Source organism: Pseudomonas sp. PME37.24/025, from assembly GCF_055556615.1.
In genome coordinates this window covers 137,767-154,615 of record NZ_JBVHNK010000001.1, presented here as the reverse complement: position 1 = coordinate 154,615, position 16,849 = coordinate 137,767, and the positions used below count along the sequence as shown (strand labels likewise).

The 16,849-nt window shown below is 62.7% G+C and carries 3 protein-coding genes; all 3 read right to left on the bottom strand.

Annotated elements, in window-relative coordinates; translation table 11 throughout:
• The 3 genes from ACZ3HH_RS00570 to ACZ3HH_RS00560 are packed head-to-tail and all read right to left on the bottom strand — an operon-like array spanning position 1 to position 16,849.
• Positions 1-4,767 carry an amino acid adenylation domain-containing protein gene (locus ACZ3HH_RS00570; protein ID WP_465802144.1) on the bottom strand — a complete coding sequence of 1,589 codons (4,767 nt, stop codon included), beginning with the start codon at positions 4,765-4,767 and terminating at the stop codon, positions 1-3.
• Between the two features lie 23 nt (positions 4,768-4,790).
• Entirely contained in the window at positions 4,791-7,907 is a 3,117-nt protein-coding gene (locus ACZ3HH_RS00565; RefSeq protein WP_465802142.1) for a non-ribosomal peptide synthetase, read from the bottom strand.
• An 8-nt stretch (positions 7,908-7,915) separates the two neighbouring features.
• On the bottom strand, positions 7,916-16,849 hold the full coding sequence (locus ACZ3HH_RS00560) for an amino acid adenylation domain-containing protein (RefSeq protein WP_465802141.1): 8,934 nt from the start codon (positions 16,847-16,849) through the stop codon (positions 7,916-7,918).

Sequence of the window (16,849 nt, the reverse complement as noted above, 5' to 3'; positions counted from 1 at the left end):
TTATCCCTCCATAGAGTCAGTGGTGAATCGAGTACGCCGACGTGCGCTGCCCAACCGTGCCAGGCTCTGCTCGTTGCGTGCGCTCAGATGCTTCATGCGTTGTTCTTGCGTTTGCCGTTTCAGGTCCTGGGCGAGGTCGTCGATCAGTCGCTCCGGGTCCGTGACGACGTGCTCCAGCAGCGCGCTGAAGGCATTGGCGAAAGCCTCGGCCGTTGTCGCGTCGAACAAGTCGGTGCTGTATTTGAGGGTGCAGGCCAGGGCGTCCCGGTCTTCTTCCACGGTGAGGTGCAGGTCCAGTTGTGACTGGCCGTGCTCGATGCGCTCGGGCAGCACTTCCAGCCCCGGCATTTGCAGCACGCTTGCCGGTTGGTTCTGCAGCACCAGCTTGACCTGGAACAACGGGTTGTAGGCGAGGCTGCGCGGCGGGTTGAGCGCTTCAACCAGCTTGTTGAAAGGCAATTCCTGATGTTTGAAAGCGTCCAGTACCTGGGGGCGCAGGCGCTGGATCAACCCACCGAACGTCGGGTTGCCGGTCAGGTCGCCGCGCAGGGCCAACTGATTGATGAAAAAGCCGATAAGCCCTTCGGTTTCCGCGCGGTTGCGGTTGGCCACGTCGGTGCCGATGACCGGATGCTGGCGACCGCTTTGGGCATACAGGCACACCTGCAAAGCCCCCAGCAAGCCCATGAACAAGGTCGCCCCGTTGGTCAGGCAAAGCTGTTTCAGGGCTTGGGTGGTGGGCTCGCCAATCTGGAACGACCAGCGTGCACCTTGTCCGCTCATGGCCGCCGGGCGCGGTCTGTCACTGAGCAGGTCCAGCGGCGGCTGAGGTTCGCCAAGCGCCTGCTTCCAGTAGCCAAGCTGACGCTCAAGCATCGCCTCATCCAGGTATCGCTGCTGCCAGGCTGCGTAGTCGCAATACTGGATGGGCAATGGCACCAGCGTTGGGGTTTCACCGCTCAGGGCGGTGCGATAGAGGTGAGTCAGTTCGCTCACCAACAGGCCCATGGACCAACCGTCGGAAACGATATGGTGGAGCACCAGCAACAGCAGGTGCTCATTGTCCCGCAGCTTGATCACATGCAAGCGCAGCAACGGAGCCTGGCGCAGATCGATAGGGCGTGTCGCCAGGTCGATCAACAACCGTCGTGCCGCGTTTTCGGCCGCTTCGACAGGCAGGGCGCTGAGGTCATGCAATGGCATCGGCAGATCGATATCTGCCCGCACTTGAACGAAGAGTTCCGCGTCCCGTTCGTGGAAGCTGCTGCGCAATGCTTCATGGCGCTGCACCAGCCCTCGGAATGCCTGATGCAACGCGTCGATCTCCAAGTGACCGCGCAAGCGCGCCGCGCTGGGGATGTGATACGCCGCGCTCTCGGGTTGCATGGCCTGCACCAGCCACATCCCTTGTTGGGCGTGGGACAGCAACCGCCGGCCATGAGACGGGACAGGGGCGGGCCCTATCGGTTGCTCGCTGCTGGCCTCGGCCCTGGACAGCGCAAGCGCCAATTGCGCGATGGTCGGTGCTTCGAAAAGCGCCCGCAGGGGCAGTTCGATGTTCAGCGTCAGGCGAATTCGCGTGACCAGTTGAGCGGCCAGCAACGAGTGCCCACCCAGGGCGAAAAAGTTGTCGTGCAGGTCTATGGATTCCAGCCCGAGTACTTCTTGCCAGAGCATCAGCAACTGCTGTTCCTGCGGGGTATCTGCCCCCCGCACCTGTGTGGCTTGCAGCGAATAATCGGGGGCCGGCAGCGCCGCTCTGTTGAGCTTGCCGCCCGGGGTCAGCGGTATGTGCTCAAGGGAGACGAAGGCGGAAGGCACCATGTAGTCAGGCAAATGTTCGGCAATGTGTTCGCGCAAGGCGGTGAGTGCCAAGGGTTCTGTCTGATAAACCACATAGGCGACCAAGCGACGATCGCCAGGCCGGTCCTCACGCACGATCACCAAGGCCTGGCGTACCTCTGGATGACTCTGCAAGCGTGATTCGATCTCGCCCAATTCAATACGAAAGCCCCGCAGCTTGACCTGTTGGTCGATCCGGCCGAGGTATTCGTAGGTGCCGTTGGGCAAGCGCCGCACCCGATCACCGGTGCGGTACAGGCGGCTGCCCGGCGGGCCGAACGGGTCGGGGCAGAAGCGTTCGGCGGTCAGCCCCGGAACGTCGTGATAACCGCGGGACAACAATGAGCCACCAATGCACAGCTCCCCGGGCACACCGGCAGGCGCGAGGTTGTCATCGCGGTCGAGCAGGTAATAGGCGCGGCCGTGCAAGGGTTCGCCGATCGGCATTTGCAGTGGCAAGTGTTCACTGGCCAGCAGTTCGGTGCAGTCCTGAATACTCGACACCACGGTGATCTCCGTGGGGCCGTAGATGTTCAGCAGCCGGACATGACTCAGCCCGGCCTTGCGCCAGGCGTTGAGCCCTTCGGGAGGCATGGCTTCGCCACCGACGCTGACCAGACGCAGGGCACCATAGGCGTTGGCCGGGTCCAGGGCGAAATCCTGGGCCAGTTGGTACCAATAGGCGGTGGTCAGGCAGGCTGCCACGGTGATGCCATGGCGATACAGTCGGGCGAGGAATTCGCGGCTGTCCCATAACTCGGGGCCGCGTACGACCAGGCTGGCGCCGCACACCAGTGGAGGAAACAGCTGATCGACGAAACCATCGAAGTTGAACGTGGAGAACTGCAGCCCCCGATCTTCGGCGCTGACACCGTAATAGGCGCGAGCGACTTCGGTATAACCGGCCAATGAACGGTGAGTGACCGCGACACCCTTGGGCTTGCCCGTGGAGCCGGAGGTGTAGATGACATAGGCCAGTTGTTCGCGATGCACGGTCCGGGCCGCCGTGGCGGTCTGAAGTCCAGGCATTGGCGGGAGTGCGCAGACGTCCAGGCACGGCCGTTGATAAGTCTTGACCACCGACGCTGTGGACGCGTCGACCAACACCAGGCGAATGTCGGCATCGTCGATCATGTGAGCCAGGCGTTCGGCTGGAAATTGTGGGTCCAGCGGCACAAAGGCAAGCCCTGCTTTCAATGTGCCGAACACTGCCGCGATGATGTCCAGCCCCCGGGGCAGGCACAGCCCGATGCGCGCTTCCGGTGGCAGGTCGAGCGCCAGCAGATGTTGGGCAATACGGTCAGCCCGGCGTTGCAGTTCGGCGTAGGTCCAGGTCTGGTCATCGTGGATCAGCGCCAGGCTGTCCGGGGTTTTCGCCGCTTGCGCCGCCAGTCGCAGATGGACCAGCTCGGGCAGCGTCGAAAGCGTCAATGAAGCCTGGCACTGCGCCAACAGACGCTGCTCGGCTTCGGCGTCGCGTATCGGCAGATGAGCGATCATGCCGTCGGGAGCCTGTACCAGGCCCTGCAAAAGGGCGCTGTAAGCCAGACCATGGTTGACGATGCTGTCATGTTCGAACAGATCGCCATTGTAGGTGAAGCACACCTCAAGCCGGTCGCTGCGCTCCGACACGTTGAGCACCAGGTCCAGTTGCGCGGTCATCTGCTGGCGCTCGATTTCCTCGATCTCAAGCCCTGGCAGTTGCAGTCGACGCGGCGCGTGATCGTCGAGCAGGTTGAACATCACCTGAAACAAGGGGGAGTGGGAAAGATGGCGTTCAGGTTCGAGTGCCTGGACCAGTCGCTCGAAGGGCAGTTGCTGATGTTCCAGGGCACTGCGCCGCACGTTGTTGACGTCGTCCATCACCTCATTGAAGGTGCGCCGGCCGTTGAGTTCGCAGCGCATGACCAGCGTGTTGATGAAGCAGCCGATCAGACCTTCGGTTTCCACGCGCGTGCGGTTGGCCACGGGCACGCCGACACGCAGGTCGGTCTGGCCGCTAAGGCGATACAGCAGAACGTTGAGGGCGCTCAACAGCACCGTGAACAACGTGGTGCCGCGCGCTTTCGCAAGCTGTCGCAAACCTTCGGTCAATGTCGGGTCGACGGTGAGGTAATGGCGGACGCCACGACCGCTTGAATGTTTCTGGCGAGGACGGTCGGTCGGCAGTTCCAGCAAGGGTTGTTCTCCCGCCAGATGTTCGCGCCAATAGTTCAGTTCCGGTGCCAGTGCGCTGTCACTCAGGCATGTCTGTTGCCACAACGCATAGTCGGCATATTGGACCGGCAACGCGGGCAGTTGCGCCTCGATGCCTTCCAGGGCGGCGCTGTAGAACGCACTCAGTTCCTTGACCAGGATCCCCAGGGACCAGCCGTCAGCGACGATATGTTGTGCGGTCAGGATCAGCACATGCTCGTCGTCGCTGAGTTTTATCAGTAGGCAGCGCAGTGGCGCCTGTTGCAGGTCGAAGGTGCGGTTGGTTTCGCTATCGATCAGGTATTGCAGGCGTGATTCGCGATCGCTGCCGGGCTCATCTGAAAGATCGATCAGCGGCAGCGCCAACGGCAACTGCTCGTGAATGATCTGATGCGCCTTGCCCTCGGCTTCGTGAAACGTGCTGCGCAAAATCCCATGCCGTGCCACCAGTTGATCGAAGCCGTGTTGCAAGGCGCCCACGTTGAGTGCGCCACGCAAGCGCAATGCGGCCGGCATGTTGTAGGCGCTGCTGTCGGGGTCGAGACGGTGGAGAAACCACAGTCGCTGCTGGGCCCAGGACAGCGGGCGCGGCCCCTCGTCAGGAGACGGGACAATCGGCAAACGATTGAGTTGTATGCCTTGTGCCGCCAGTGCCGCGGCAAAGGCTTCGCGTTTGTGGGGCGTGAGCCTGGCGATGCGCTCTGCCAGTTGATGCGGGTTGATTTCCATAGCGTGATTGCGTCCTGGGGTCATCAGACAGAAGGGCTGGCGGACTTGGCGCGTGCCTGCAAGGCGGCGCGTTCCTCGGGCGACATCGCGGCCAGGGTGCGGCGCAGCTCGGCGATTTTCAGCAGTCGCCCCGGCTGGCTTTCCTGGGCGCGCAACGCCTGCGCCAATGTCGCGATGCTCGGGTTGTCGAACACCAGCCCCGGCGGTACTTCCAGTTGCAACAGGCTGCGCAGGCGCGTGCAGAGCTTGATGACCATCAAGGAATGGCCGCCCAGATCGAACAGGCTGTCGGTGATGCTCAGGCTGTCGCGCTCCAGCAGTTCCTGGTAAAGATCTGCCAGCAGGGCTTCGAGCGCATCCCTTGGCGCGAGCTCGACTCGGCGTTCAGCCAGGCTGTCGGGTGTGGGCAGTGCGGCGTAATTGACCTTGCCGTTGGCCAGGCGCGGCAACGCAGGCACGCGCAGCACGTGCGAAGGGGTCAGGTAGTCGGGCAACGAGGTGCGCAACTCGGCGAGCAAGTCAGCGCTTTCACAGCTGCTGACGGCGTAGGCCAGTAACTTGCCGCCCGTGAAATGCACCACCGCCTGACTGACGCCGGCCAGCTTCAGGAGTGCCGCCTCCAGTTCACCGGGCTCGACACGAAAGCCGCGAACCTTGATCTGCTGGTCGCTGCGGCCCGCCAGGTGCAAGCGCCCGTTGGGCGACAACCTTGCCAGGTCTCCCGTGCGATACAGGCGCTGGCCCGGCTTGAATGGATCATCGATAAACGCATCCGCCGCTCGGTTCAGATAACCACGGCTGACTTGCGCGCCGCCCAGGTACACCTCACCCAAGGCGCCCAGCGGCGCGGGTTGCAGGCCCGCCGGGGTCTGCTCGAGGACATAGGCGCGGGTGTTCGCCAGCGCCTGTTCCAGGGCCAGCGGTGCAGCGCTCTCGAACGCCTGGCTGAGACTGAACAGTACGCCGACCGTGGTTTCGGTCGGGCCGTAGTGATTGTGTACCCGGCTATTGGGGGCCACTTGCTGGATGCGTTGGCGCAATGCGCCCGGGCAGGGTTCGCCACCCAGTATCACGACATCCGGCAAGACGCTGTCCTGGTCTTCGAGCAGTGCCGCCAAGTGTGACGGAACGATTTTCAGGCAGTCGATACGTTGATCGCGAACATAACGCGCGAATGCACTGGCATCGCGGCTGGCTTCGTCACTGGCCAGCACCATGCAGGCACCGTTCCATAGCGCGCCGTACAGCGTGGTATTGCCCAGGTCCGCGGCCACCGAGGAAATCAGCGCGAAGCGTTTGCAATCGGCCAGGTCCAGCGCTTCGCTGACCGCCGCGGTGTAGTTGAGCAAATGACCGTGTTCGATGATCACGCCCTTGGGTTCACCGCTGGTGCCAGAGGTATAGAGCAGATAAGCCGCGTCGTTGAGCGAGATGTTATCGGTCGAAGACACAGTGACAACCGCCGAGTCTTGCAGCTCGGAGATGCTCACGCCCTGGGCAGAGCCGATGAGCAGTTGTGGCTGCGCATCGCCGAGGATTTTTTCCAGGCGAGCGGCCGGCCAGGTCGGGTCCAGAGGGATGTAGGCCGCACCGGCTCGCAGCACCGCGAACAGACCCAGCAGCAAGTCCGCCGAGCGCGGCAGTAGCAGGGCCACTTTCGACTCACGGCCAATACCTCGCGCGCACAAGGCACCGGCCAACTGCTCGACCTGTTCGTGCAGTTGTCGATAGCTCAAGGTTTGGCTGTCGGTCTGTAATGCCGGTGCATCCGGCGTGTTGTGCGCCCAATGGAACAGCCGCTGAGGCAGCGCCTGGGAACCGAAGTCTCGGCTGGGGCCGTACAGCTGGAATTGGCGGGCCCGATGCTCGGCGTTGCTCAGCGGCAGCTCGAGCATGGCGCGGGTATTCAGCCCTTCGGGCAAGGCACGTAGCAGGCAGTTATATTGCTCCAGCAAGCATTGCAGGTCTTCGTCGCCATAGTGCGCGCCGGGCGCCTGGACGCTGACTGTCAGCCCCGGACCGTGCTCATCCAGCACGACTTGCAGCGCCAGCTCGAAGCATGAGTCGACACCTGGCAGCGTATCGACCTGCCAGCGCAGGCCTGCGTTGTCGATGTCCTGGCAGTGGCTTGCCAGGTTGAAACCGACTTTGCGATGACGGGTATGGGCCGGGTCGGCGACGTTCCAGTATTCCTGTTGTTGAGTGTGTTCGTTGAGTTGACTGGCCAGGCTTTGCAGCCACTGGTCGAACGTGCCGTTCAGGTCGAGGTTGAGCACCAGCGGCAGGATCTTTTCATAGACGCCGATTCCGTTGGCCAGGGTGTCGTAGTCGACACGGCAATCCTGTTGCCAGCCGGCGGTGTACACCGAGTGCCCGCCAACACGTGCCAACAGTAACCACCACGCCGCTTGCAGGACTGTCCCCAGCGGTTGCTGGGATTGATCGGCGAGTTGCTGCAGCGTGTGATGCAATTCGACGGGCAGGCGTTGACTCACCGGCGGGAGGCTACGCTGCCCCATCGGCTCGCGATACGATCCCAGGTGCATTGGCGGCGTGTCCGCAAGTTCCAGCGCGGCCCAGTAAGCGCGACCGTTCAGGGCTTCGTCATCGGCATCAAGGTCGTTGCGCCATTCCACGTACTGCGAGTACTGGAACGCTTCCTCCAGCACGGTAGCGGGGCGTGCATAGAGTTCGGCCAATTCACTGAACAGGTTTTGCAGGCTGAGCCGGTCGCTGGCACAGGCAGCGACCAGCAGGTCGAGGCGCCATTGGGCCGGTGCCAGTTGACGCAAGATGCCGCGAACCAGGCAACCGCTTTCAATGGCAAACGGCGCTTCAAGCAGCGCAGCGCTTTGCTGTTGCTGCTCGGCGTCGGACAAACCAGACTCCAGAACATGCCATTGCAGCGCAGGCGCCACGACGTGCTGGCGCAGGCTTCGATACAGGCTCGAAGGACGCAGCGCCGTGCGCAGGCTGGTATGGCGTTCGATCACTTGCAGCAACGCTTCATGCAGTTGCCCTGGGTGCAGCGGGCCTTCAAGGGTCATGCCCAGATGCACGGACGGGCGGCTGCTTTGCAAGGCGATGGACTGCTCCGCGCTGAGGGGCAGATCGTGGTTCGTTTCCTGGTTATTGCTCATGGTAGGGCTCAATCCTGCAGTTCCATTGCGTTGTTGTAATTGGCCAGGCGAGCCGGCTCATGCAGATCTCCCATCGCGACGACAATTTTTCGCGGGCCCTCAAAGGGGTCGCGGGCGTGAGCGGCCAGCAAGTTGTCGAGCATGATCACATCGCCCTGTTGCCAGTCGAAACGCACCGCGCATTCTTCGTAGAGTCGACCTATCAGCGACATCGTTTCGTGGTCGATTGGGCTGCCATCGCCGAAGTACACCTGGCGTGGCATACGTTCCTGACCGACCATTCGCAGCAGGTCTTCGCGTACCTGAGGGTCCAGGCAAAAGGTGTGGTGCAGTTGAATCTGATTGAAGAAGCTGCGCTCGCCGCTCAACGGGTGGCGGATCACCGCCGGGCAACGGGTGCGGGTTTGCAGCTCATCGTTGGCCAGCCAGCGGAACTCGGTGCCGCTGGCCCGGCACTGGGCCTCGACCTCGTCGCGATCTTCGGTCTTGAAGAACTCCCGCCAGTTGACATCCAGGCGCTCGGTGAACGTACGCACATAAAGCAACCCTTTGCTTTCGAACCTTGCGGCCAGGGCTGTCGGCAAGCGACGGTACAGTTCGCGGCAGTCAACGATGGGCGTCGCACCGCCCACAGGCGAAGGTTGTTCACAGAAGAACCACTGTTTGCGTGGAGAGCGCGGCAGGTGCGAGCTCTCGTTGTGGAACAGGATCATCTCCCGCTCCGGATAAGGCGTGGAACGGTAGATATTGCGTCCGCCTTCCTTCTTCGGCAGGTCGCCATAGCCACCGAACAGACCGGGGTGGATGGCCTCGGCGAAGGCTTCGAAGGCCTTGGCGTCGTCCAGGGCAAAGCCGCGAAACAGCAGGCCGGCGTGCTGGCACAGCAGGGTATCGATCAGGTCCCGGGAGCTTTGCGCCCATCCCACCGGATCCAGGTCCGGCACACAGGGTTCGATCATCAAGGGGAATTCCCGTCCCGGCAGCAGCGGTGCGGTGCGGATCAGCGGCTTGGGCGCTGTGGCGCGGGCCGGCATCTTTTTCAACTTGTCGAGTTTGCTCGATGGCGAGGGCGAATTAGCCAAGGCGGATGACTCCACAGAGGGCAATGTGACGGTGAAATGAGAGAGGGCCGCGTGGGGCTGCTCGACGACTTGTTGCAGCAGGCTCAGCCAGGCACGGATCAAGGCGTCGATACGTTCGCCCTTGAACAGCGCGCGGGCGTAGACCCAATCGCCGCGCATGACATCGCCCTGGCGCTCGAGGAACAGCGCCATGTCGAACTTGCTGGTGCGTTCCGCCGGGGGTTGCTGGCGCACTTGCAGACCGGGGATGGCAAAGTCTGCCTGGGGCGTGTTCTGCAGGACGAACAGGGCTTGCACCAAGGGGTTGCGGCTGCGTTCGCGGGGCACTTGCAAGGCTTCGACAACACGATCGAAGGGCAGCGCCTGATGCTCGAAGGCTTGCAGACAGGTATCGCGGGTACGGGCCAGGAAATCGCTGAAGCGCTCGTTGCCCATTCGACGCGAGCGCAACGGCAGGACGTTGACGAAGAAGCCGATCAAACCTTCAAGGCTGGCGTCGTCGCGACCGGCGACGTCAGTGCCCAGTAACAGCTCATCGCTGCCAGTCAAGTGATGCAGCAGCAATTCGAAGGTGCTGAGCAGCACCATATACAGGGTGACCCCTTCAGCCAGGGCCAGTGCATCGAGGCGTGCCAGCAGTGGCGCGGGTATTTCCAGGGCTTTGGCAGCGCCCCGTGCATCGGCCTGGGCCGGGCGCGGCCAATCGGTCGGTAGCGCGAGTACGTGTGGCGCACCGCGCAGCTGTTCCTGCCAGAAGGTCACTTCGTTATCGAGGCTTGGACCTTGCAGACACTCACGCTGCCAGTGCGCATAGTCTGCGTATTGCACCGGCAATGGAGCCAGTTGCGGGTCTTTGCCGGCATGGAACGCAGTATAGAGATGACTGAGCTCATTGATCAGCACGCCGACCGACCAGCCGTCAGCGACCATATGATGCAAGCCCAGGAACAATAGGTGCTGATGCTCGTCGAGCTTGAGTACCCGCGCCCGGATCAAGGGCGCCTGTGCCAGGTCGAAGGGGCGTCGCAGGTTGTCCAGGCTTTCCTGATCGGCCACGGACTGGCGCTGCCCGGCATCAAGGTGCGAGACATCGCGCAGCGGCACGTCCATTTCAAGGTGGGCCGCGATCAAGGACACCGGTTCGCCGTCGATGTCCGAATAGGCGGTTCGCAGGACCTCATGACGATTGAGCAGGGCATTGAACGTAGCGCGCAGGACGCTCATGTCCAGCGCACCTTGCAGGCTGAGGGTGGCGGCCATGTTGTAGGCCGCTGATGGCCCGTGCAGGCGATCGATCATCCACAGACGATGTTGGCTCAGGGACAGAGGCATGTGCACCTGGCGCTCGACGGGTCGCAACACTGGCGCGCTGGCGGCGGTGTTGACCGGTTGTGCCGACAGGACGTCCAGGCACTGCGCCTGTTGCCACAGCAGCGGCGCGTCGAAAACGCTGCGCAGCGCCAGCTCCAGGCCGCAACGTTGGCGAATGCGGGCGATCAGGCGGGTAGCCAGGAGTGAGTGCCCACCGGCTTCAAAGAAATGACTGTTGCGCCCCAGTGTCTGGGGCGGCAGCAGCGCCGCCCATAGCTCGGCCAGCACGTGTTCGTTGGCGCTGCTCGGGGGATCGACCTCGACGCTGTCCAGGGTGGGTGCCGGCAGGGCCTTGCGATCGATTTTGCCATTGGCGTTCTGTGGCCAACTGTCCATCTGCACCCACAGGGAGGGCACCATGTAAGCAGGCAAACCATCGCGGACAAATTGCGCCAGCGCGGCATCAGTGAGTGCGTGCCCGTGACGCCCCTGCCAATAGCCCACCAGCATCTCGCTGCTGCCCAGTCGTTGCAGGCTGACCATGGCGCGAAGGATGTCTGGATGACGCTCCAGATGCGCTTCGATTTCTCCCGGTTCGATGCGGAAGCCTCGCAGTTTGAGCTGGAAATCCTTGCGTCCGAAATATTGCAACACGCCGTCGTCACCCCAGCGCGCCAGATCGCCGCTCAGGTAAAGACGACTGCCGGCCTCGCCGAACGGGTTGGGAATGAAGCTGGCGGCGGTGCGCGACGGGTCCGCCAAATAGCCGCGACTGACGCCGATGCCGCCGATGGCCAGTTCGCCGACCACGCCTTTGGGTAGCGGTTGAAGGTCGTGGCCCAGAACGTACAGTTCGGCATTGGCGGTGGGCCGGCCGATCGCCACGCTGGTGCCTTGATCGGGAGCGTTGCGCAATGGCTGGAAGGCCACGTCATCCGAACACTCGGCTGGACCATAGGCGTTCATCAACGGAATGTGCGGGTAATGGCTGAACCACAGTTGGGTGGTTGCCACCGGCAGGGCTTCACCGGTGGGCAGTACCCAGCGCAGATCCGGCAATGACACTGGCTGGTCGACCTGGCTTTCCAGCATCGCCTGCAACAACGCCGGTACCGGTTCAAACAGGCTGACGTGGCGCGTGCGCAGGACCTGGAGCAGTGCCTGGGGATCGCGTACGACGCTGTCGCCGATGATCTCCACGCAAGCACCGAACAGCGGTGCGGTGAGGGCTTGCCAGACAGAAATATCAAAACAGGCCGGTGCGGTCTGAGCGATCACATCGTTCTGGTTCAGACCCAGCGGTTCCAGCTTGGCCAGCATGTTGTTGAGCATGCCGGCGCGAGTGACCATCACGCCCTTGGGCTGACCGGTGGAGCCTGAGGTGAACAGCACGTAGGCCAGTTGATCCTGACGTGCCGGTTGCTGCGGCAGACGTCCGAGCGTACTCATTTCCACCAGGTCGTGCGGCAGGGCGTGCTTGCCCTGATAGACCGAAGCCAGGCGCTCTGCGTACTCGGGCGTGCAGATCACCATCGGCTGTTCGAGCCGTGCCAGCACCTGTTGCCAGCGCGCCGGGGGTTGAGAGGGCTCCAGCGCCAGCCAGGCACAGCCTGCGCGCAAGGTCGCGACCATCAGGCACAACCAGTCGATGCCCCGGTCGGCGAGCAAGGCGATCGGCTGGTCGGGTTGCGCACCCAATGCCTGGAGACCACGGGCCATGACTTCCGAGCGTTGCCAGAGCTGGGCATACGTCAGGGACTGATCGGCACAACGTGCGACCAATCGCTGAGGGTGGGCGGCGACTTGGGCGGCCACCCGTTGCTCCCAACTGTCTTCGAGGCTGTAATCGGCCCGATGGGTTCCCCAGTCAAGCAGGCGCGCGCGTTCGTCGGCGGTCATGATCGACAGCTGCTCGAGACGGGTGTCGGGCGCGGTGTCCATGGCGAGCAGGAGCCGGTGCAGATGATCAATCAGTGTCTGTAGCGATTCGACCGGCAGGCGTCGGGTGTCGGCGCTGAAAAGCAACTCCAGGCGGCGTCCGGGCAGGGCCTCGACCGTGAGGCCGTAGCTGGTCTGCTCAAGGTTATCCATGACCTTGAGCGTCAACTCACCGGATTGCAGTTGCCGCTCACTGAGGGCCGGCAGATTCTGGAACACCAGCAGCGTGTCGAACAGCCCGGCGCCTCGCGAGTGCTGCTGGAGGATTTCGGCCAGCGGCGTTTGCTCATGTTCGCGCATGGCGACGCTGATTGCCTGGACCTGATGCAGGTAGTCGCCCAGGGTCAACCCGGAGTCAACCTGCAAACGCAGCGGCAGTGTGTTGATGAATACGCCGAGCATCTGCCCGGCATCTGGCAGGTCACCCGGCCGCCCGCTGCTGGTGACACCGAACATGACGTCAGGCTGGTTGTTATAGCGCGCCAGCAGCAAACCCCAGGCTGCCTGTACCAGCGTATTGAGGGTGACCCGGGTGTTTTTCCCGAGGTTGTTCAACGCTGTGGTTTGCGCTTCGCTCAGTTGCAGATTGCGGGTGTAGTAAACCGCTGTTGCCCCGCTTTGCGCAGCGTTCAGGACGGGCAGGGACCCTGCGCCTTCGAAGCTTGCCAGGCGCTGCTGCCAGTAAGCCTGGCTCTGGGCGTCCGGTTGCGCGGCGAGCCAGTCGATATAGTCGCGGTAGGGCGGCCGGGTGTTGACCGCGATGCCGTTGTAACGGGCGAGTATCTCTTCCATCAACATCACCGAACTCCAGCCATCGGCGATCAGGTGATGGCGGCTCCACACCAGCCATGTGCGCTGCTCGTCGAGCTGGATCAGCGCGACGCGTTGCAAGGGCGGGCGCTGCGGATCGAAACCCAGCGCACGGTCAGCCTGGCAGTAATCGGCCATGGCTTGCTGGCGCTGGGTCTCATCGAGTGTGCTCCAGTCCAGTTGTTGTACCGGCAAGTGCAGGTCGCGATAGACCCCTTGCATGGGTTCCTCCAGGCCCTGCCAGAGGATCCCGGTACGCATCAATGGATGCGCGGCGAAGGTATCGCGCCACGCGGCCAGGTAGCGCGCAGGCTCCAGCGGGCCTTGCAACTCGGCTTGCAGTTGGTTGACATAAACGCCATTGCCGCCCTCCAGCAGGCTGTGGAACAACAGCCCTTTTTGCAACGGCGAAAGCGGATAGGCATCCTCCAGTTCGGTACCGGCCAGGGCGTTGAGCGCCTCGCGTTCGATAGGGCTGAGAGAGAAAGCCGTCGGTGGATTCGCCGGTGCTTGAGGCGCCGGAGCCGCCACCGCCGGTGCGCGGCAATTGATCAAGCTGGCCAGCGCTTCGATGCGCGGGTGGGCGAAAAGCTCTTTTGGACTGAATCGCAGGCCTTGCTTGCGTGCCTTTGCAATCAATTGCAGGGCAATGATCGAGTCCCCGCCGACGGCGAAGAAATCATCCTCGCGGCCCAGGTCGGTGCATTGCAGGACGTCACGCCACAGGGCAGTTAATTGTGCTTCCAATTGCTTGAGGGGCGAATCCAGCGTGGCAGCCAGTTGTGCAATGGTGGGGTGAGCGAAGAAATGTTTGGGGGTGAACTTGAGTTGTGCCTTGCGCGCGCCGGCGATCAATTGCAGGGCGAGGATCGAGTCGCCGCCCAAGGCGAAGAAATCATCGTGGATCGACAGCGAGGACTTGCCGAGCAGGGCGCACCACAGTTCCATCAACAACGCCTCGACCGGATCGCGGGGGGCGATGTTCAGCGTGTTTTGTCGCTGACTCTGTTCCGGGGCGGGCAGGTTGTGTCGATCGACTTTACCGTTTGCCAGGCGCGGCAGTTCGGTCAGTTCGACATACAGGCTCGGTAACATCGGCTCAGGCAGTTGCGCCGCCAGTTGCCGGCGCAACTGTTCGCGATCCAGCCCGGTGTCTGGCACCAGGTAAGCGATCAGTTTTGCGGCATCGTTGTCGACCAATGTCCGGGCGATCACGACCGCCTCGCGCACGCCATCACAGGCCCTGAGGCACGCTTCGATTTCCCCTGGCTCAACGCGAAAGCCACGGATCTTCACTTGATCATCAATACGTCCAAGGAACTCTACGACGCCTGAAGGCAGCAGTCGTGCGCGGTCACCGGTGCGATAAAGACGTTGACCCGAGCCACTGAGCGGGTTGGGGATGAACCGCTCAGCGGTGAGACCGGGCTGCCCCAGGTAACCATCGGCAACGCCCGGGCCACCGATATAGAGCTCGCCGGCGCTGCCCAGTGGCATCGGGTCCAGGTAGCGATCGAGCACGTGAACGTTGACATTGGCCAGTGGCGCGCCAATCGGCGCAAAACCTGAAACGGTATCGTCAGACTCGGTCACCGGTTGGGTCAGGCAACCGACGGTGGTTTCCGTGGGGCCGTAGTGGTTAACGATCCGGCAGCCCGGCGACAACGCTTGCAGGCGCTTTACCAGCGTCAGGTCCAAGCCTTCGCCGCCCAGCACCAGGCATTGGCGCGGGAGCAGACGCTGTGGGTCGGCGACTGCGAGCAGGGCGTTGAGGTGCGAAGGTACGATCTTCAGGCAATCGACTGGCGACGCGGCCAGGCTTTGCGCCAACTCTTCGGGGTCAGCGGCCAGTTGTTCATCGATCAGGCGCAAGGTTCGCCCAGTCAACAACGCGCCAAACCAGGCGGTGTAGCCCAGGTCCGCGGCCACGCTGGCCAAGGCTGTCAGGCTGGCGTTTTCGCTCAGCACCAGACTCTGCATCACCCCGTCGACGTAGTGAATCAGGTTGCCCTGGGTCACGCGCACGGCTTTTGGCGTGCCTGTGGAGCCTGAGGTGTAAATCAGGTAGGCCAGTTGTTGAGGGTGGGCAGGCGCGGCATTCATGGGAGCGACGCCTGTGCCTTGGGCCAGGCAACGCACGGTTTGATCGGGGCCGATCAGTACGCTGGCAGCGCTGTTATCGAGCAACTGCTGACGTCGTGACTCAGGCAATGCCGGGTCCAGGCATAGATAAGCCGCGCCCAGTTTCCAGCTGGCCAGCATGGCCGTCATCAGCGTGCGGCCCCGGGGCAGGGCCAAGGCGACAATCTGGCCTGTGCCTGTTCCGGTGCTACGCAGCTGTTGTGCCAATGCTTCGGCCGCCTGGTCCAGCTCGGCGTAAGTGAGTGAGCCGTTGGCATCGCTCAGGGCAGTTCGATCGCGGCGCGTGCGTACCTGGTGTTCGAAGGCTTCGACAGCGGTTGCAAAGGCAGGCTGGCTGTTCGAGCCCTGGTAGCGCGATGCCGCTGAAGGCGGACAGGCCGGCAGGTCGCTGACCCTCGCCTCGGGCATCTGCTGAGCCTTGCCGGCAAACCAGACGAAATCTTCGGCCAGACGGGCGATACGCTGCGCATCGAACAGGTCGGTGCGATAGCGCCATTGCGCGAGCAATTGGACACCGTCGTCCTGCCAGCGCAGGTTGAGGTCGTTGGCCGCGCCGCGTTGGGTGAACAGATGCTCTTGCACGCTGTATTCGCTAAAGTGCTCGTCGCGACGGCTGGGCATGTAGGTCAGCATGCAGCGAAACAACGGGCCGTTACCGACGTCTTCCTGCATGCGCACCGCTGGATAACGGCGATGACGCAAGCCTTCACGCATTTGTTGCGCGATGTCGCGCAGGCAATCGGTCAGGGTCGGGTTGTGCTCGAAACGGGCTCGCAGCGGCAGGCTGTTGAGCGTAAAGCCCATCAGGTTTTTGTATTTGGCTTTGTGCCGGTCCATGGTCGGGGTACCGATCAGGAAGTCGTCCTGATCGCTGCAGCGATGCATGAACACCTGAAACAGCCCGGCCAGTAACACAAACAGGCTGACATGATGGGTGTCGGCCATTGTTCGCAGATGGCTGCTCTGGGACTCACTGAGCAGTAATTCGAATTCGTCGCCTTCGTAGTCGGGGGTGCGCGGGCGAGGGCGGTCCGGTGTCAATTCCAGGGCCGCAGGGGTCCCGCTGAGTTGTGCCTGCCAGTAACTGGCCAGGGACGCGAGCTTGCTGTCTTCCAGCAACTCACGGTGATCGTTCAACCATTCGAAATACAGGCCTGGTTCTGGCAAGACCAGCGGTTCGCCAGTGACTTGGGCATGGTAGGCGGCGAAGGTCAGCTTGAGCATCCATTCAACGCTCAGGAAGTCTCCGCTGATGTGGTGCGCCGCCATGCATAAATAAAGTCGACCTTGATTGCGCAGCAGCCGCAAGCGACAGATGTTTGCCGATGCGAGGTCGAACGGCTGGTCGGCATGACGCTCGATCCACGCCTTGACCCCTGCCGCATCGAGGTCGTCGAGGCGCTCCCAGGTTGCACTGACCCGGATCTGTTCGGGGCGCAACATCCACAGTTGCCCATCCACTTCCCGATAGCCGCAATGCAGCGTTTCGCAGTGTTCGACGACGCGTGTGAAGGCCGCGCACAGTGTGGCGGCGTCCAGGTCCGCCCGCAGCTCGCGAGCGGCAACCATGTTATAGGCATGACTGGCCGGGTTGAGTTGGTGAAACTGCCATAGAGCCTGCTGACCGGGGCTGGCCAGATGTAAGGGGGTGGACGTCAT

What these genes read in the sequence shown, in the direction of transcription:
- ACZ3HH_RS00560 (WP_465802141.1), bottom strand. Translation starts at nt 16,849, where the DNA reads ATGACGTCCACCCCCTTACATCTGGCCAGCCCCGGTCAGCAGGCTCTA.
- ACZ3HH_RS00570 (WP_465802144.1), bottom strand. Translation starts at nt 4,767, where the DNA reads ATGGAAATCAACCCGCATCAACTGGCAGAGCGCATCGCCAGGCTCACG.
- ACZ3HH_RS00565 (WP_465802142.1), bottom strand. Translation starts at nt 7,907, where the DNA reads ATGAGCAATAACCAGGAAACGAACCACGATCTGCCCCTCAGCGCGGAG.